Annotated in this window: 7 protein-coding genes; 5 read left to right on the forward strand and 2 right to left on the reverse strand. The window is 70.0% G+C overall.

Annotation, left to right across the window (positions count from 1 at the left end):
- Positions 1-8,166 carry an RHS repeat-associated core domain-containing protein gene (locus tag AB0J04_RS07465; protein ID WP_363167406.1) on the reverse strand — a complete coding sequence of 2,722 codons (8,166 nt, stop codon included), beginning with the start codon at positions 8,164-8,166 and terminating at the stop codon, positions 1-3.
- Between the two features lie 351 nt (positions 8,167-8,517).
- Here AB0J04_RS07465 and AB0J04_RS07470 point away from each other — a divergent pair, with 351 nt between their 5' ends.
- On the forward strand, positions 8,518-12,000 hold the full coding sequence (locus AB0J04_RS07470) for a DNRLRE domain-containing protein (protein ID WP_363167407.1): 3,483 nt from the start codon (positions 8,518-8,520) through the stop codon (positions 11,998-12,000).
- On the opposite strand, the gene AB0J04_RS07475 is transcribed toward AB0J04_RS07470, so the two are convergent.
- Positions 11,919-12,392, reverse strand: coding sequence for a hypothetical protein (locus tag AB0J04_RS07475; RefSeq protein ID WP_363167408.1), 474 nt, complete (start codon positions 12,390-12,392; stop codon positions 11,919-11,921). The genes AB0J04_RS07470 and AB0J04_RS07475 overlap by 82 nt on opposite strands.
- A 796-nt stretch (positions 12,393-13,188) precedes the next feature.
- Here AB0J04_RS07475 and AB0J04_RS07480 point away from each other — a divergent pair.
- From AB0J04_RS07480 to AB0J04_RS07495, 4 genes are read left to right on the forward strand one after another with little or no spacing between them, the layout of a single operon-like run.
- Complete coding sequence (locus AB0J04_RS07480; protein WP_363167409.1) at positions 13,189-13,605, forward strand: SseB family protein; 417 nt, start codon at positions 13,189-13,191, stop codon at positions 13,603-13,605.
- Entirely contained in the window at positions 13,602-14,252 is a 651-nt protein-coding gene (locus tag AB0J04_RS07485; RefSeq protein ID WP_363167410.1) for a hypothetical protein, read from the forward strand. The genes AB0J04_RS07480 and AB0J04_RS07485 overlap by 4 nt, the downstream gene beginning before the upstream one ends.
- Before the next feature lie 2 nt (positions 14,253-14,254).
- Positions 14,255-19,024, forward strand: coding sequence for a putative T7SS-secreted protein (locus tag AB0J04_RS07490; protein ID WP_363167411.1), 4,770 nt, complete (start codon positions 14,255-14,257; stop codon positions 19,022-19,024).
- Between the two features lie 13 nt (positions 19,025-19,037).
- Positions 19,038-19,802 (forward strand): hypothetical protein, encoded by a 765-nt coding sequence (locus AB0J04_RS07495; protein ID WP_363167412.1) that lies wholly within the window; start codon positions 19,038-19,040, stop codon positions 19,800-19,802.
- Positions 19,803-19,915: the final 113 nt, after the last annotated feature.

Raw genomic sequence — 19,915 nt, forward strand, 5'->3', positions numbered from 1 at the left:
CTAACCGCCTTGCCCTGGATACCACTTGGCAAAGAATTGGCCAGCCGCATCCATGTACTTGTTGTAGTTCCGATTTCTCACATTAACTCCGGCTGTCCTTCTCACACCTGCCAACGTGGGACGCCCATGGAGAATCCACACGATTTGCTCCAAGCCGCGCTGTTCCCTGTAGACGTCCGTACGGTATTCAATTTGGAAGCTGTAGTCAGCAGTGTCTTCTCCCCGGGCGTGCTCACGTTCCCTCCGCTGCAAATCGCTTGTACGCCCGGTTCTAACAACATTGTCGTCTGCGTCACGGAGTGTGTAGATCCCGCCCCGGGCTTTTGGATCGCCTCCACAGTTGTGAACCAGGACCGGCGTATCCCCCGCCAGCACATAGTACGTATGCACCACGCTGACGGTCAGGTTGTGAACCGTCGCGTCCAGGGCCGTCCACCGCTGAACCGCCGTGATCTGGACCAGCGTGCCCGCGCCCGTGCGGAGCCACTGGCCCGGCCGGAGGTCGGTCGCGTCGATCCAGTCGGCGAGTTCCGGGACCCAGAAGGGGTGCTGGTCGGTCGCGGTGACCTCGGCGGTCTTCGTGCCCTTCTTGCCGTCGGTGTCGATGGTGACCTTGACCAGGTGCTTGACGCCCTTGCCGAGGATCTCGGCCGTGACCGTCTGGGTCGTGGTCTCGCCCGTTTCCGGGTCGGTCGCCAGGACCTTGTCGCCGGCCTTGACGTCCTTGATCGGCTTCGACGAGCCGTCGGCCATCAGGACCTTGGTGTCCGGGGTGAAGCTGTTGGGCACCGGGCAGCTACCGCCCTCACCCCCACCGCCCGAGTCGGACTCCTTGCCCGACCCGCTGCGCGATCCACCCGACTTGTTCTCCGCCTTGCCGCCGCCCGCCGAGCCCTTCGACTGGGCGGATCGGCCCGCCTTGGCCTGGGCCGGATTGCCGCGGGCGCCCGCCGAGCCCGTGTGGGACTTCTTCCTCGCCGCCTCGGCAGCCCGTTTCGCGGCTTCGCGCGCTTTTCGCTTCGCCTCCGCCGCAGCCGCCTCCGCGGCCTTCTTCGCCTTGACCAGCGCGGCCTTCGCAGCCTTGGCCGCCTTCAGGCCGACCTCCGCCGCCGCCCTCGCCGCACGCCACGCCTTCACCGCGCGCTTCGTGCTCTTGAAGGCCCCCCACATCCTCTTGCTCTGCGTGAGTGCCTTGGTGAACGGGATGGCGTCCATGAGCAGGCTCCCGCACGCCCACAGATCGCCCTGCGAGAAGCAGCCCACCACGTCGTCCCAGCCGACGAACCCCTTGAACACCGCCCAGCCGGTCGACAGGATCACATCGCCCAGCGAGCGGTTCAACGTCTTCTGATACGCGGCGATCTGCGCGTCCAGCGCCGCGATCGACGCGTCGAAGCTCCCCGCCGACGACTCCGACGCCGACGACATCAGACCCGACGGATCCGCATGCGTCACCGGGTTGTTGTTGGCGTAGGTGTAACCGTTGGCCTGGAGCGGGTCGCTGTCGTCCAGGACCGGGTCCGCCGAGAGGAAGCGGCCCGTGGTCGGGTCGTACTCACGCGCGCCCAGATGGACCAGGCCCGACTGGGTGTCGTCGTCGCCGGTGTGGAACGTCGTGTGCGAGCGCGGCGCCAGGTTCGCGGCGCGGTCCTCGCCCCACGGGTCCCTCTTCGCCGTGCGCACGATCATGCCGCTGTCGAGACGGACCTCGGCCAGCGGAGTGCCGTTCAGGTCGGTCGACTGCGCGAACTTGTACTCGGCGACGCCCGCCGCGTTGTTGGTGCCCTCGCGGTAACGGGTGACCGCCGGACCGCCGATGCCCGCGTAGGTGCGCTCGGTGTAGCGGACCTTGCCCGCGGTGGTCAGGGAGACCTTGGCGTCGGGCAGGTGCAGCACCGCGCCGACGCCGGTGCGCTCCAGCAGGCGGTTGCCCATCGCGTCGTAGACATAGGTCGTCTTCGACGCGGGCTTCCACAGCTGGGTCGCGACGGTCGAGTTGCAGGCCGCCAGGGTCAGATCGGTGGTGATCGTGGCGGTGGGCACCGACATGCACAGGCCCGTCGCCACGTGCTTGAGCTGGCCGGTGCCGAGCGTCTGCCAGCGCTGCGCGGCCACGGCGTTGTCGCAGACCTGGATCAGGACGGCCGCGCCCGCCGCGGTGCCGTTCGGCTGGGCGCAGCGCCCGCCGCCGACGAACTGCCCGATCGTGGTGTCCTCGACCGTGCCGTTGTTGTCGGCGTCGACCGCCTGGACGCGGAAGTTCTGCGCCTTGCTGCCGTTGCACGCGTAGATCTGGATGGCGGTGCCCGCGGCGTTGCTTCCGTTGGACAGGTCCAGGCACATGTCGCCCGCACCCGTCCAGGCTCCGGAGCCGTCCGTGCCGAAGCCGGTCACGGACTCGACCTGGCCGTCCCAGGTCCAGGTCAGCGCCTGTGCCGTGTCGCCGCCCGTGGAACGGGACTCCACCGCGCCCGCGGCGTCGTAGGTCTGCGTCGAGCGCGTCTTGACCTCTGCGCCCGCCGTCGTCGTGGAGGTCGTGGTGTACGAGGTCAGGGTGTGCGGCTGGTCGTTCTTCGCCGTGTCGCTGGTGCCGTAGGCGTAGTCGGTGACCACATCGCCCTTGGTGTCCCGCACTCCGGCCGTGATGGTCGGGTCGGCCTTGTAGGCCGTCTTCTTGGTGCGGTTGCCCAGGACGTCGTAGTCGTACGACTGCCAGTAACCGTCGTTGCCGGAGGAGACGTTGACCGTGCCGTCGGAGTAGACCGGCTCGGCGTCGGTCTTGCCGGTGGCGGTGCAGGCGCCGCCGCCCGGCGTCGTCCACGCCACCTTCAGCTGGCCGAGCGCGTCGTACTTGAAGCACTGCTGGTCGGTCGTCGTGCCCATGCGGTCCGCGACGGACAGGACGTTGCCCGAGGCGTCGTAGGTGTAGGAGCGCTTGCTGACCTCGCTGCCCGGGACGACGGTCGTGTCGGGGGTCGGGGTCTCCCGGACGGCTCTGGTGGTCAGCAGCTCGCCGGTGGACTCGTTGAAGGTGTTCTCCTGCCACAGTCGGCGGCCGACCTCGCCCGCGGTCGAGCGGAGCACCTGCCCGTACGGCGAGTACGTGACGTCGGAGGCGTACCAGTCGTGGCCGGAGACCGAGGTGGGCAGACCTGCGTCGTTGTAGCGGGTGATCACGGCCTCGGCGTCGAGGCCGCCGGCCGCCGGGGCGGTGTACTTCTTCAGCTGACCGTCGTCGTCGTAGGCGTACGTGTAGGTGTACTGGGTGGCGAAGCCCTCGGCGGTCAGACCCGTGGTCGAGCCCGGGGGCAGGGCCGTGGTCATCGCCGTCGGCTGGTAGTCGGCCGTGTAGCCGCCGATGGAGGTGACGTAGGGCTTGCCGTCGGTGTAGCGGGTGGCCGAGGTGAGCTGGCCCTTTCCGCCGGGCGCGGCGTCGTAGACGTAGGACTGGGCGACGGTGGCGGTGGTGGAGTCCTTGGGGGTGACCTTGATCTCGGACACCCGGTTGAGGCGCTCGTAGGTGTACGAGACGCTCTGGCCTCGGGCGTCGGTCGCCTTGTCCACGCGGCCGAACGCGTCATAGGAGGTGTGGGTCGCGCCGGCGTCCGGGTCGGTGGTGTCGGTGACCCGGCCCAGGGCGTCGTACTTCCAGGTGCGGGTGTTGCCGACGTCGTCGGTGCTGGTCACCATGTCGCCGCGGAGGTCGTACGTGTAGGTCGTGCTGACCGCGCCCGCCTCGGTCAGAGCCGTGTCGCTGAAGGTGTCCTGGCGGGTGGTGCGGCCCAGCGCGTCCGTCCAGACCCGGGAGGCGGGGGTGCCCTGCGGCTGGCGGACGACCGTGTGGTCGAGGCCGTACTCGTAGCGGGTGCGGCGGTCCGTGGTCGGCACGGGCTTGCCGGCGTTGGTGAACGTCTCGCCCGTCTGCGGGTACGAGTTGTACACGGGGGTGACCGTCAGGACGCGGCCCAGTCCGTCGTACGTGTACGAGGTCGCGTTGGGAACCAGCGACTCGGAATCGGGGACGACCAGCGCGGTGTCCGGGTCGCCCTCCATGTAGTACGCGTTGCGGGTGTAGCGCACCTGGCCGGAACTGTTGTGCAGGGTGTCGGTGACCAGGCGGCCGCCGTCCACCGCCGGGGTCTGGGTCTGTCGCTGGCGGCCCAGGCCGTCGTACAGGGTGGTGGAGGACTTGTACGTGCCGTCCCCGGCCTCGGTGCTCGGGTTGTCCGAGAGCGACTCGACGACCACGGACACCGGTTTTTCCGAATCGGTGTGGTAGGCGTACCTGACGGTCGGGTCGTCGGTAGCGGACTGGGTGGCGTCCCAGGCGGCGACGGTGCGGCCGAGCGGGTCGTACTCGTAGGACGTGACGCGGTTGTTGGCATCCGTCGACTTGACGGTGGTGCCGCGGCCGGGCTCCAGGACGGTGACGTCGGTGAAGCCGATGTCCACGCCGGCTTCCACCTTGCTGCCGGTGACGGTCTTGATCCGGTAGACCTGGCCGCTGTCCGGCGTGTACTCGGTCGTGTTGACCACGCCCGTCGGGTCGGTGACCCTGACGACGCGGCCGACCGCGTCGTACTCGGTCCGCGACTCGGGGTTGGCGCTCTCCCAGCCGGTGCCCGCGCCGGTCGGCGCCTCCGTCCTGGTCGCCTGGCCCTCGGTGGGCGTGGCGGTGTGCGAGGCGGCGCCGTCGTAGTACATGCGCGAGGCGCTGACCAGCGTCGAGGCCGTCGCGCTGGTGACGTCGGTGGAGCAGGTGTCGGCGCCGGTGGTGGTGACGGTCTGGGCGACCAGACCGACGAGGTGGTTCATGCCCGACGTGTTGTGCACGTACGACGTCGCCGTGCAGGAGTCGTCCTCGGGGTCGGCGATGTCGCCGAACTCGTGGACCTTGGTCGGCAGGCCGTACGTGGCGTCGTAGTCGGTCTTGGTGGTCACCGTGCGCAGGAGCTTGCCGTCGGCGCCCGCGACCGAGGCCTTGCTGATGGTCCTGGTCTCACCGAGCGTGACGCGCTCGGCGACGACGTCCGGGCCGTCGGTTCGGTTGCGGGTGGCCAGGCGGACCGGGGCGTCGGGGAAGTTGATGGACCGGGCCGTCCAGCCGGTGGTGGTGGCCGCGCTCGCGTCGGGGTAGGTCAGCGACTCGGCGACCATGCCGGCGTACGCCTTGAGGTCCTTTCCGAGTACCGCGCCGGTCACGTCCGTCATGTCATACGAGCGCTTGACGTCGTCGGACGCCTTCTCCGGGGTGTCGTCGGCGAGGACGTCGTCGCTCATGCCGCGGAAGTAGCGGGTGACCGACTTGGCGGCGGCGGTGCCCTCGCCGGCGTCCGTCACGCCGGTGATCGTGGTGACGATCGGGTAGCCGCGCCAGTCGTCCCAGGTGCGGGTCTTGGGGCGGGAGAACTCCGCCTGGCTCTTCGCCCACAAGGCGCCGTTCACCGCGTCGGGGAAGGTCTCGTACCGGTACTGCGTCACGATCTCCTTCGCGTCCGCCAGGCGCGGAAACTCGGTGATCTTGTCGACGACGTACTTGTGGAACCAGGAGACGCGCTTGTCCTCCAGCTCGCCGTCCGCGTGCCAGTACACCGGGTAGCAGAGCTGGTCGTTCCTGTCGATCACCGCGCGGGCGGAACCGGTCAGGCACTTCTCCTCGGGCGACCTGTAGTCGACGTGGGTGCGGCCTCCGTACTCGGAGACGACGTCCTGGATGCGCAGCCGGGCGAAGAGCGGGGAGGTGTCGGAGGCGCCGTTCTTGACACGGTTGGGCAGTGCGGTCTGGTTGTGGGCGAAGGAGACCGGGTTGAGGGAGGAGGGGGAGCCGTCCACCGCGTATCCGGTGCGGGTGATGGACTCCAGCCAGAGCGCGGTGTACTCGCCCGTCAGGTTCCAGGGGAAGGACTGCCTGAGGCCCCAGGAGTCGACCTTCGACAGCAGGGTCGTGGCGGCCGAGTCCCCGGCCAGGCCACAGGCGTTGCGCCGGCCGGTCTCGTTGCCGTCGGCGTCGGAGGTGTACTCGGTCAGCCGCACGCCCTGCTCACGCTGGGCGCAGGCGTCGATCGAGGCCAGGCGCTTGCGGGACCAGAAGGTCGGGGAGTACGTCTGGCACTTCTTCCCGGTCGCACAGGCGAGGTCGGCGGGGGTGTCGAACCAGGGCCGGGTGCGGTCGGACTGCTTGGAGTCGAAGTTGCTGTTCGAGCACGCCACGTTCAGCGCGGGGTCGTCGAAGCAGCGCTCGGCGGCGTTGAAGACCATCCGGCCGAGCGGCTCGTCGCCGAACAGGGACCCGGCACGCTGGCCGTAGTCGATGTGGCTGAGGTAGCCGCCGCGGTCGTAGGCGACCGGAGGCTTCTCCTTCATGTTCCGGGCGTAGGCGTTCTTCTCCTTCTCCCACCACAGCGTCATCGCGTTGCCGCTGGTGTCCACGACGTAGTCGAGCTGGAAACGCCAGCCCTGGTCGCAGAAGGAGTCCGCGAACTTGGCGGCGTGGCACGGATCGGCGCTGTGGTTGCCGGCGACCGGCACGTTCAGCACCGAGTTGGTCTCCTGCTCGCCCGACGTCCAGCCGGGCAGGCGGTTGAGACCGAAGTAGTACTGCGTGCCGTCGTCGGTGGTGGCCCGCCAGAACTCGCCGTCGTTGTCACCGTTGCCGGAGGTGTGGGACACGTTGCCGACGACGGACTCGTAGTCGGCCTCGGTCAGCAGCTCCACCCGCGTGTTCTCACCGCGGGCGCTCTTCCACTCCTTGGTCGTGCCCACCCGCACCAGCTCGGTCGTCGTCCCGTTCAGGGACAGGACGGCGTTGTACGAGCCCCAGCACTGGTCGCCGGTGAAATGCTTGTCGTTGTTGGCGTTCGCGGTGTCGGCGGCACAGCCCACGAAAGTCCGCGTGATCGACCCCGGGTTGTAGTCCCAGCCCTCGCCCGCCCACGAGACCTGGTTGTTGGTCGCCGACGTCCGCCCGTCCGAAGTCTGCGAGCTGTAGCTGAGGGTGACGTTCGGAGACGGCCCGTTCGGGACCTGCGGGCCCGCCATCGTGTACGCGTACGTGAACGCGCCGGACGAACCCCCCGCCGTCCAGGAACCCGCCGACACGATCGGACTCGCGGCGAAGTCACCGCCCGAACCGGAACCGTAGGAACTGCCCACGAGCAGACCGCCACCGGCCGAATCCGCGATCCGCTGCACAGCGTCCGCGGCACGGCCTCCGCGCCAGACCGCGGAGCTGACGGTGGAGTCGTTCCCGGTGCTCACCGCGGAGTCGGCGGTCGTCGTGGACGTGGTGCCCGAGACGGCCTGCAGCGCGGCCGTGTCCAGGGTGATGTTGACGAAGGTCTCCGGCACCGCCACGTCTTCGTCGGTGGAGCCGACGACCTCGTCGTCCGCGCCGTCCTCACCGGTGTCCTCCTCGGAGCCCGAGGAGTCCCCGGCGTCCACGGCGACGTCGACGGTCTCGCCGGTGCGCTCGACCGCGGTCGTCACCGGAACGCCCGTGGAGCACTCCTCCAGGTCGGGCGTCGTGGCGTAGCAGGCCGGCATCAGCGTGAACGAGAGCCGGTCGAGCCACTGCGCGCTGTAGGTCTCGGCGAGCTTGGTCGCGTCGATGGAGACGACCGCCTCACCCGTGGCGGTGTCAGGCGGATCCACCGCGAGCATGAAGCCCTGCGCTCCGTTGGCCACCGCCTCCTCCTCGGACGCGGCGGCAACACTCCACTGGCCCTCGAGCGCGTCGACCTGAGCGGGGGAAGCGCCCTCCGGCGCACCGACACCGATGCTCATCGCGCCGTCGGCCGACTTGGCGACCTCCGTCGTACCGCCCGCGGTGAGATCGGCGACCGCCTTCGTGCCGGACACCGCCGGCACCTCGGCGACTGCCGCCGGGGCGTAGTCCTCGGGCTCGGCCGGGACTTGGCCGGACAGTTCCTTGAGGCCGTCGGTCAACTGCTCGTCGACAGGGACGGGGTCCGTCTCCTGAAGCTCGGCTAGGTCGACCGGCGTACGCGTGTCCGCGGGGCCGAACGCCACCGCGCCGGGCAGGAGGGTCACATTGAGGGCGAGGACCAGCCCGGCTATGACGCCGACCCGGGTTCTGCGACGGACCAGGCGCTCACGCGGCGATCTCGCCAGTGAACCCCTGCCGGACCACGACAGCACCGCACGCACGGCCAATCGACCCTTCCCCCTGAGTCATAAACCATCAGAAACGCTCAGACCCACGCTCGGACCGATGGCGCATGGTGATCAGCAGTTCACTGAACGAGCATGAACATAAAGGTGCCGTGAAGATCCACGTCAAGATGTGATGAAACTGTGTTAGCTATGTCACCGATCAAAACTAGACAAAGAACAGCAAAAAAACTCTCAAGCGCTCTTTGCGTCGCCATTGCCAAGCCGTGGCCGCCCAAAGGGTGTTGATCTCACCCGGAGCAGCCGCTCATACTCCAACCGCCCAACCCGGCGCGTCGCGCGTTCGCAAGGTCACAGGGCATCCCGAAGAGTCACGGAGAGGGCCCCTTGAGCGACCTCGACATCGCCACGGAACCAAGTCCGCCCGGCAGACGGCGCGTTGGGCGCGCCCTTGCTGCCGTCGTCGCGCTGGCCGTGCTGGCCGGCTGCGCCACCGTGCTCGCCCTGCGCGACGACGACACGGCCCCCGCCGACGCCAAGTCCGAGCGCGCCGCGCAGCCGGTCGACGAGGACGAGGCACAGCGCCGGGCCCGCACGAGCGGCAAGAAGGTCGAAGTCGCCACGCTCACCGACGAGTTCTCCACGACGTACGCCAACCCCGACGGGTCGTTCACCTACACGTCGTCGGTCGCCCCCGTGCGCGCGAAGAACGCCGAGGGCGCATGGGCGCCGATCGACACCGGGCTGCGCAAGGGCGATAAAGGCTGGCACACCGTCAACAGCCCGTATCCGGTGACTTTTTCGGCCGGCGGCAAGAGTGGCGGCACGGCCCGCAAGGCGGCTGCGCGCACCTCCGGATCGGCCGTCCGGACGGCCGGCTTCCGCGCCGATGGTCAGAGCCGCTCCGCTCGGCGGATCGAGCAGGTCGAGCAGATCGACGACGCGGCCGACACCCCGTGGACCCCTCTGCTGACGATGACCGCCGAAGGCCACGAGATCGACTTCGAGTGGCCCGGCGCGCTGCCCGAGCCGGTCGTCGAGGACAACCGCGCCCTGTACGAGGGCGTCCTGCCCGGCGTGGACCTGATGCTGTCCGCGCGCGACACCGGCTTCACCCACGTCCTCGTCGTGCACACGCCCCAGGCCGCCGCGAAGCTGGCCGCCACCCCGCCGCGCTACCGCGTCACCTCGTCCAGCCTGACCTTCGCCCTCGACCCGTCGACCGACGTGCTGACGGCCAAGGACAGCACGGGCAAGGAGACAGCCGTCTCCCCCACCCCGTTCCTGTGGGACTCGGCCGGCACCCACGACACGGACACCGGGTCCGCCGATCCGGGGGCCGCGACCGGCACCAACGAGAACCCCGAGGTGGTGGAAGGCACCGTCTCGGGCACCTCGGACACCTCGGACACCGCGGACACCTCGGGCACCACTGACGGCACGGACGGCACGGACGCCGCCGGACAGAACGCCGACCCTGCCGCCTACACGCTGACCGCCGCGGCGAACGGCACGCTCGCCCTGCCCGCCGTGAACGGCCCCGGCGAGGGAGCCCATGCCGCCGTCGCCGGCGCCGACTTCGAGGGCGGCATCCTGACCGTCACCCCGCCGAAGAACTACCTCACCGCCACCGAGAACCTGACCTACCCGATCTTCGTCGACCCCTCCACGACCGGCATCCGCGCCAACTGGACCACGGCCTACAAGAAGTACCCGGGCTCCAGCTTCTACGACGGCGCCAACTACAACGAGGACACCAAGGAAGCCCGCGTCGGCTTCGAGGCGCAGACCTGGGGCACCGCCCGGTCCTTCTTCAAGATGAAGATCGCGCGCGCCATCAAGGGCGCGGACGTCTCCAGCGCCACCCTGAAGGTCCTCGAGACCCACTCCTGGTCCTGCAGCAAGCGCACGGTGCAGGTGTGGCGCACGGATCCCATCAGCACCAAGACCACCTGGAACAACCAGCCGGCCTGGAAGCGGAAGATCACCTCCAAGTCGTTCGCCTACGGCTGGAAGGCCAACAGCGCCTGCCCGGACGCCTACGTCAACTTCACCGTCACCTCGCTGGCCCAGGAGGTCGCGACCAACGGCTGGACCGACTTCACCGTGGGCCTGGTCGCCTCCACCGCGTCCACCTCGCCGACGGGATCCGCCGGCAGCCTGGAGACGGACACCTACTCCTGGAAGAAGTTCCAGGCGGAGGGGGGCGGTTCGCCCTCGGTGACCATCGTCTACAACCGCAAGCCTGACCCTCCGACGACCCTCACCATGAGCCCCGGCTCCTGCGACACCAGCGCGGCCCCGTACATCAAGGTCGGCAAGTCCGCGAGCATCTCCATCGGCGCCAAGGCCACCGACCCGGACGAGGTGCTCAGCCGGCTGGAGTTCGAGGTCACGCGCACCGACACCGGCGTGAAGACCGTCTACAGCAGGCCGACGACCAACGGGGCCGCCGCCACCGCCGTCCTCACCGGGCTGGTCAACGGCGTCACCTACCAGTGGCGGGTCCGCGCCTGGGACGACTCGATCAGCGGCCCTTACTCGCCCAGCACCGGCTACTGCCGCTTCGTCTACGACACCGACCTGCCCGACTCCCCCGCGCCCCCCGTCTCGACGGACTTCCCCGGCGACGACGACGCGGACGGCAACCCCGAAGCCTGGTCGAAGCAACCCTTCGGCACCGCCGGCGCCTTCACCTTCGCGGTCGGCGACCCCACCGAGACCGACATCGTGAAGTTCGTCTACTCCATCAACACCACCACCTACGCCGGATACGTCTGCGCGGGCGGCAAGCAGGGCACCACGGGCGGTCTCACCGCTTCCTGCACCACGCCCATCAAGTCGGCCACCGTCACCGGAGTCCAGCCGCCCGCCGCCGGTCCCAACACCCTGTACGTGAAAGAAGTCGACTCGGCCGGCAACATCTCCCCCAACGCCACCAAGTACTTCTTCTACGTCACGCCCCGCTCGACACCGGACGGCGCGGGAGACCTGAACGGCGACGGCAATGCCGACTTCGGCCATATCACCGCCGCCGGAAACCTCTGGATCGACGCCGTATCGCAGAACGGCACCTTTTTCGCCGGCACCCTCGGCACCCACTCCAAGGGCAAGCTGCTGGAGAACGAGAACACCGCCCCGCACATGTGGGACGGCGCGAGCAAGTTCGCGCTGATCACCCACAACGGCGACTTCGCCCCCAGCGACGGCATCACCGACTGGGTGGTGCGCACTCCCGAGAACCGGCTCTTCATCTACCCCGGGGACGGCTACGGCGCGATCGACGTCAGCAAGCGCATCGAGGTGGAACTACCGGCCAACGCCCCGGCCCCCGCCACGTTCTCCGAGATCAAGTCGGCGGGCGACATCACCGGTGACGGCCAGCCGGAGCTGTTCGTGACCGGCGGAGCAGGCGGCGCAGAACTGTGGGTCTTCACCGGCTACAGCGGCGGGGCCTTCTCCACGGCCGTCCGGCTGACCGCCTCCGACTGGGCCGACGCCGATCGGGACTTCGTGGCCATCGCCGACTACAACGGCGACGGCGCCGCCGACATGACGTACCGCACCGGGGCCGGTCACCTCATCCTGCGCAAGGGCATCCGCGACGGCGCGGGCACGGTCCTGACCAGCCTGGGCACCTCCGGGGCCAGCCTGGACGGCGGTGACGACATGTACGTCACCGGCACCATGACCCGCGCCGCCTTCCCCCTGCTCTACGGCAGCCCCGACGCCACCGGGGACGGCATCCCCGACATCGTGGCGACCAACGCCGCCGGATCGCTCCTGCTCTACAAGGGCGGTGCCACCTCGCTCGGCGCCGCCACGACGCTTCGGTCGAGCGGATACAGCACGGCCAAGCAGATCGGCTGACGCCGGCACCGCCTCCCGACGGGAAGGGGCCCGAGACGAGTCGTCTCGGGCGGACCGTCGCCCTTCGAGCCGTTGCCCGCGCCCGCCTTCTCCTTGGGCTTGGCGGGCGGGGCGGGCTTGGGCGGGGCCTTCGGCTTGGGAGCGGCCGGCGGGACGACCTCGTCGGCGGCCTTGGTGGCCTTCTTGGCGTCGGCGGCCGCGTCGGCGGCCTTGTCGACGGTCTTGACGGCGTCGATCGCCTCGTCGGCGTACTTGGCTCCCTTGGCCGCCGTGGCCGCGTATCCGGCGAGCGGGACGTCCGAGGAGAAGGACAGCCCCCCGTCGACGTAGTTGCCCTCGGCGAGGTACCAGGCGCCGTTGATGACGTCGGCGGCCTCGCCGAAGACCGGCACCAGGCCGACGACGTCGAGCGTCGCGTGGCCGATGTCGGACCAACCCCACCACAGGCCCGTGGGGTCGGGGAAGACGACCGGGTTGTTGCGGCCGTAGCTGTAGCCGTTGAGGTGTTGCGCGGCACCTTGTGCGACGTGCCGTCGAGGAGGGTGAACGCCGTTCCGCCCAGAGGGCGTAACGGCTATTCCTGCCCTGCTCCGCAGGGGCTCGCTTTCACCCCCGGCCTGAAGGCCGGGGCACCCTGCGAGGAGACAGGGTGGAAATGGGAGACGGTGGCGGACAAGCGGATTCCCGTCGCGTGCGGGACAGCAGGCGGCACCACGGACACGGCACGGCGGCAAAGGCGGGTGGGATCGCCGCCCCTTCCCAGCCGCACGTGCAAAAACGGCTCGGCCCGGCGTACCCGATCCGAGCGCACGGAAGTCCTGCCACAGAGGGCAGGCCACGGGGAACCGAACGATCAGATCGAGCCACCTGGCCGAGTTGTACACGATTCAATCACGCAGCACACACACTTCCTACACATGGGGGACGATCGTTCACCGAATCGATACTCCACAGCGTTCCCCCGCAAAACGACACCCGCCCGGGTACGACTCCCGGAACAGGCCCCGGGCAATCGCCGACGCCATGGCGTCCGCACCTCCACTCCGGCTCAGTCGGGACCGGGCATCGACCGGCGCCCCCGCGCCCTGAGACCGGCGGGCCCCGAGCAGACCTTCACGAGAACCGACCCTGTCCTGCCACGCGTCTTGATCTACGGTGCCATCACTCACCGACGACCAGGGAGGAACCGTGCAGCAGCCCAAGGCGGCACTCGCCGAGCGCATCGCCGAGCGGAGAAGCGGAGGCGACGACCCCCGTGCCCTGGTCGGTGAGATGCGACGCTCGATCCTTCTGGTCCCGGTGGCCGACGACGGCCTCTGGTCGGTGCGTTCGGGCGGGGTGCGATGGATCTGCGGGTTCACCGACGAGTCCGCACTGGCCAGGTTCGCCCTGCACCACGCGCCCGGTGATCGGCCCATGGACTACGCGGCGCTGCTGGGCGCGCGCATCGTCGACGAGATCGTGCCCACCCTGGGCGAGCCCGCCGGTCTCGCCGTGGACATCGCCACCGAGGACGGGTCGATGTTCTTCCCGCCGGTCATCGGCATCGTGCCGGAGGCGGTCGCCGTCGACGCCGGTGCGGCGGGAGAGGGGCCGCGGTCATGAGCGGTGACGAACCGGACCTGCGGCTCGACAAGGCATCCGTCGCCAAGTTCACCCAGGGTGTGGGGGCGACCATCGACCAGCTCGGTGAACTCGGCGGCGCCACCGGTTCGGTGATGGGAAAGGGCTTCTCGGAGCTGTCGATGACAGGGATGGAGGCCGGGCACCACGGCCTCTCGGTGGACTTCGAGGACTTCTGCGAGCGCTGGGAGTGGGGCGTACGCGCCCTGGTGCACGACGCCAGCGCCCTCTCGAACCGTCTGGGGCTGGCGGCGGGTACGCAGTGGGAGCACGACCAGTACGTGGCGGGCACGCTGAAGGTGGGCGTCAACTCCGTGATGGGCGGCAACCCGCACGCGAGCGAGGAGGAGATCGCCCGGCAGGACTGGGGCGAGGTGTTCACGCCGGACTACCTGAACCCGGACTGGAGCGCCGAGTCGTTCGACAAGGCCGGTCAGGACATCGAGCAGACCTGGAAGGACACCGGCCGCACCGTGCTCACCGAGGGCCGCGGCGGTCAGCAGTCGCAGCTGCTCAACGACACGTTCGGCATCTCCGACGACCAGTGGGACCAGGCGCTGGACGACACCTTCGGTCCGTCGCCGGAGGAACGCGCCCAGCAACAGCAGGGTGATTCCGGGGGGAACTGACCGTGGGCATCGGCGACTTCATCAGTGACATCACGCCCGACTCGGTCGAGGACGCGGTCGAGGGCGGTGTCGAATGGGTCGGCAACCGGGTCGAGGACGCGGGCAACTGGACCGCCGACCGGCTGGACGACGTCGGCTGGGAGTCCGGCGCGGACTGGGTGCGCGAGCAGTCCCGTTCGGTCGCGAACCGGATGGGCGCGGAAGTCGACGAGATGGACCTCGGGCAGACCGAGGACAAGACCAAGCTGGTCTACGGCAGCCCGGACAAGATCCGCTCCACCGCCGAGAAACTCCGCGCCTTCCAGTCGTCCTTCGACAGCGCCGGCGACGGTCTCAAGGGCCTGGACTCGTCCCGGCTCAAGGGTGAGGCAGCCGACGCGCTGCGCACCGCGGTGAGCACCCAGCCGCCCAAGTGGTTCACCGGCGCCGATGCCTGTGAGAAGGCGGCCGCCGCGCTGGAGGCGTTCGCCGGCACGGTCACCTGGGCGCAGGAACAGGCACAGACGGCGATCGACAAGTGGAAGGAGGGGGTCAAGGCGTCCGAGGACGCCGCCGACGCCCACCGCAAGAAGGTCGACGACTACAACGGCGCCGTCGACCGCTACAACGCCCAGCCCGCGGACAAGCGCGACCCGTCCTCGCTCCCTCCCAAGCCCGCGGCGACGTTCGACGATCCCGGCAAGAAGCTGATGCAGGATGCGCAGGACCTTCTCGCCGAGGCCCGCAAGCAGCGCAACTCGGCGGCGGAGACCGCGCGCACGGCGGTCCGCGCCGCCCGCGACACGGCCCCGGAGAAGCCGTCCTACGCCGAGCAGTTGAGCGACGGGATGCAGGAACTGCAGATCATGGGTGACCACGTCGGCGGCGGCATCATCAAGGGCACGGCGGGAATTCTCAACTTCGTCCGCAGCGTCAACCCCATGGACCCGTACAACCTCACGCACCCGGCCGAGTACGCCACGTCCCTCAACAGCCTGGCCGCCGGTCTCGTCGTCGCCGCCAACGACCCGGTCGGCACCGGCAAGCAGATGATCGGCGACTTCATGAAGGACCCGGCCGAGGGCTTCGGCCGGCTGCTGCCCGACGTCGCGCTGACCGTGGCCACCGGTGGCGGCGGCGCCGCGGTGAAGGGCGTGCGGATCGCCGAGGAGGCCGCCGACGCCGCGCGGCTGCGCAGGCTGATCGACGACGCCCCGGACGGCGCCCACAACACCCCGGACGGCGACCGCAACCCCGGCGGCGATCCGGTGGACCTCGCCACGGGCCGGATGTACCTGCCCCAGACCGACCTCGAGATCCCCGGCATCCTGCCGCTGGTCTTCACCCGCCGCACCGAGTCCGGCTGCGCGGTCGGCCGCTTCCTCGGCCCCGCCTGGACGTCCACCGTCGACGAGCGCCTCCAGATCGACGCGATCGGCGTCGTCCACGTCACCGCCGACGGGCTCCTGATCGCGTACCCGCACCCGGTCCCCGGCGGGCCCACCACACCGGAATCGGGCCGCGCCCGCACCCTGTTGGCCCGCGACGCCGACGGCGACTACACGGTCACCGCCCCCGACAGCGGCCTGACCTTCCACTTCACCGCCCCGCCCGGCGGCGAACCGGGCGGCGACGGCACGGCCTGGCTGTCCGGCATCACCGAGCGCAACGGCCACACGATCACCGTCGACCGCGCCGAGGACGGCCTGCCGCTGGCCCTTGCCCACTCGGCGGGCCACCAGGTGAGGCTGACCGTCGCCGACGGCCTCGTCACCGCCCTGTCCGTGGCCGGCGCGGGCGAGAACGGCGCGGACCTGCCGGTACTGGGCTACGGCTACGAGGACGGCGACCTCACCGCCGTCACCAAGCCGTCCGGCGCCGTCACCACGTTCCTCTACGACGACCGCCGCCGCGTCATCGCCTGGATCGACTCCAACGGCAGCCGCTACGACTACGTCTATGACGACCGCGACCGAGTCGTGGCGGAGGGCGGCGAGGCCGGCCACGTCCAGATCACCCTGGCCTACACCGAGCCGGACGCCGCGACGGGCCACCACACCACCACCCTCACCACCGCCGACGGGCACGCGACCCGCCACCTGTTCGGCCCCGGCTGCCGTCTGCTGGCCGTCACCGACCCGCTCGGCCACACCACCCGGTTCGCCTACGACCCGCGCGGCAACCTGCTGACCCGCACCGACCCACTGGGCCTCACCACCGCCTTCTCCTACGACGAGGACGGTCGGGTCGTCTCCGCCATCCGCCCCGACGGAAGCGAACTGCGTACCGTGCGCGGCCCGTTCGGCCTGCCGGTGGAGGTGATCGGCCCGGACGGAGCCCGCAGGACGCAGGAGTTCGACGAACGCGGCAACCGCACCTCGGTCACCGACGAGGCGGGCGCCACCACCCGCTACACCTACGACCACGTCGGCCGGCTCACCACGGTCACCGACGCGCTCGGCGGCACCACCCGCGTGGTGTGCGACGCGAAAGGGCTGCCCGTCGAGGTGACCGACCCGTCAGGCGCCCTCACCCGCACGGAGCGGGACGTCCTCGGCAGGCCGGTCCGCAGCACCGATCCGACGGGCGGCGTCACCCGCTTCCAGTGGCACGCCGACGGGCAGCCGGCCCGGCGTACCGGCCCCGACGGCGCCACAGAGTCGTGGACCTACGACGGCGAAGGCAACCTGCTCACCCACACCGACGCGTCCGGTGGCGTCTCCCGCTTCGCATACACCCACTTCGACCTGCCGGTCGCCCGCACCCGGCCCGACGGCGCCCGCTACGAGTTCGAGCACGACAACGACCTGCGCCTCACCCGCGTCACCGACCCGCACGGGCTGACCTGGACCTACCAGTACGATGCCGCCGGCGACGTCGTCTCCGAGACCGACTTCGACGGCCGCACCCTCACCTACCGCTACGACGCCGCCGGGCAGCTCGCCGCCCGCACCGACGCGCTCGGCGGGACCGTCTCCTTCGAGCGTGACCAGCTCGGACGGGTGGTCCGCAAGGACGTCGACGGCCGCGTGACGACCTACGTCCACGACCGGGCCGGGCGCCTGCTGGAGGCGGCCGGCCCGGACAGCGAGCTTCGCTACCAGTACGACCGGCGCGGGAAGGTCAAGACCGAGCTGGTGGACGGCCGTCCCGTCTCCTACTCCCACGACGCCCTGGGCCGCCGCACGCAGCGCACCACGCCCACCGGTCACGTCACCTCCTACGCCTACGGCGCCGACGGGCAGGTCGAGCGCCTGACCACCGGCGGTCACCGGATCGACTTCACGCACGACGCAGCCGGCCGGGAGCTCGCCCGCGTCTTCGGCGACGCGATCACCGTGTCCTCCACCTGGGACGAAGCCGGGCGCCTCGCCGCGCAGCACATCACCGCCGGAGCCCGCGCCGTGAACAGCCGCGCCTACTCCTACCGCGCCGACGGTCACCTGATCTCGGTCGCGGACCGGCTGTCGGGGACACGCGCCTTCGATCTCGACCGGGCGGGCCGTGTCACCGCCGTCCACGCCCAGAACTGGACGGAGCGGTACGCCTACGACGACGCCGGCAACCAGACCTCGGCATCCTGGCCGTCCCGCCATCCCGGCAGTGAGGCCACCGGACCGCGCTCCTACACCGGCACCACCATCACCCGGGCCGGAGACATCCGCTTCGAACACGACGCCCTCGGCCGGGTCGTCCTGCGGCAGAAGACCCGTCTCTCCCGCAAGCCCGACACCTGGCGCTACGCGTGGGACACGGAGAACCGCCTCACCTCCGTCACGACCCCCGACGGGACCCGGTGGCGGTACCGCTACGACCCGCTCGGCCGCCGCAGCGCGAAACAGCGCCTGGCGGCCGACGGCGACAGCGTGGTGGAGGAGATCCGCTTCTCCTGGGACGGACTCACCCTGTGCGAACAGACCAGCCATCAGCCGGACGCCCCGCACACGGTCGCCCTCACCTGGGACCACCGGGACGTCGTCCCCCTGGCCCAGACCGAGCGCATCCTCACGGCCGACAGTCGCCAGGAGGAGATCGACCGCCGGTTCTTCGCCATCGCCACCGACCTCGTCGGCACCCCCACCGAACTCATCGACGAGACCGGCGGCATCGCCTGGCGCACCCGCAGCACCCTCTGGGGCGCCACGGCCTGGTCCCGTGACAGCAGCGCCTACACCCCTCTTCGCTTCCCCGGCCAGTACTACGACCCCGAGACCGGCCTCCACTACAACCACTTCCGCCACTACGACCCGAAGACCGGCCGCTACTCCTCCCCCGACCCCCTCGGCCTCGCTCCCGCCCCGAACCCTGTCGCGTACGTGGACAACCCGCACAGCGGGTGTGACCCGCTGGGCCTCATGCCCAAGTACACGAAGGAGGAGAAGGCCCAGAAGGCCAGGGAGGACGCCCTCAAGGCCATGGACGAGGTCATCGAGAGGGCGCAGGAAGGCAAGATCAAGAAGGCCGGCAACTACCACGCGCACGACCATGGCTTCACCGAGGAAATGGTCACGGAGATCCTCAAGAAGCCGGACGCCGTGTATCACTCGACAGCGGGCAGCGGAAACCTGATCTTCCGACAGGGGGAGGACATCGTGGTGGTCCGAGCCGACCGTACCGGGGCGGGCAACGTCATCACGGCATACGGTTCGTCCGGTATCAAGGGTCCTTCCGGGGCCGAGGCGCTGGGCGGCTTGCCCACCGATCCCGGTGGGCCGATTACGCACACAGACGTGGTGGAAGGCAGGATTCCAGCCAAGAACGGCTACATGGCTCCCGGAGTGCAGGTCAGATGAGGTGGCATTCACCATGAGAATCACCATCGACGACACCTGGACCGCGACGGTGACGGACGATCCGCTGCACATCAGCCCGCGTTTCGATTTCCGGGACTTCCGCGTGCGCATCGCGACGTACGCAGACGTCGAGGAACGCGGGCGGTTCCTTCTGGACACCTTCGGCAGTGAGCCGTGGCTGTGGGACACCCCTGACGAGCTCCGGTTCGATCGGGCGGGCCGGGATCTGGTCGGCGCCGAGTTCCAGATCACCGGTGAGGCCGCCGATGCCGAGGACTGCGCCCGTCTTCCCGCCGCACCCCCCGTCCGCCCGGGCGGCCTTCGCGCGGACGAGGCCCGGGACTTCCGCCTGGAGGTGACCACGGAGCTCTGCCGCGCCCCCGGAGACACCGAGCTCACCTGCCTGCGCGACCTCGACGTCCTGGACGAGCCGCTGGAGGCCCGCGTCGGCATCGCCCCCGACGTGGCGCTCCTCGTCCAGCACGGCACCGTCGTCGGCTGGAGCCTCACCGACCCCGCGCGGTACCTGACCACCGGCTTCGCCGCCCCCGACCCGGCTCCCCCCGCGCCGGCCACCCGGCTGCTGTTCACCGCATGCCTGGACCTGATCACCACGCCCCTGCTCGACGAGGTGCGGGACCGGGCCCCGGCCGCCCTGAACCGACTCCGGGCCATACACCAGTCCCTCCGCGCCCAGCGCGAGGACCGGCACCGCGTCGACGCCCTGCTCTCGTTCATCGCCGACCTGGTCGAGGACTACGCCGACCGGATCCGGTAAGGGCACGCGCGCGTGCGCCTACTCCTGAAGACCTGAGCACCCGGGTGACGGACACTCCGCTGCCCGTCACCCCACGCCGCGCCCTCGACATCGCCAAGGTGATCGTGTCGCCT

This window comes from Streptomyces sp. NPDC050263 (genome assembly GCF_040655955.1).
Classification (GTDB): Bacteria; Actinomycetota; Actinomycetes; order Streptomycetales; family Streptomycetaceae; genus Streptomyces.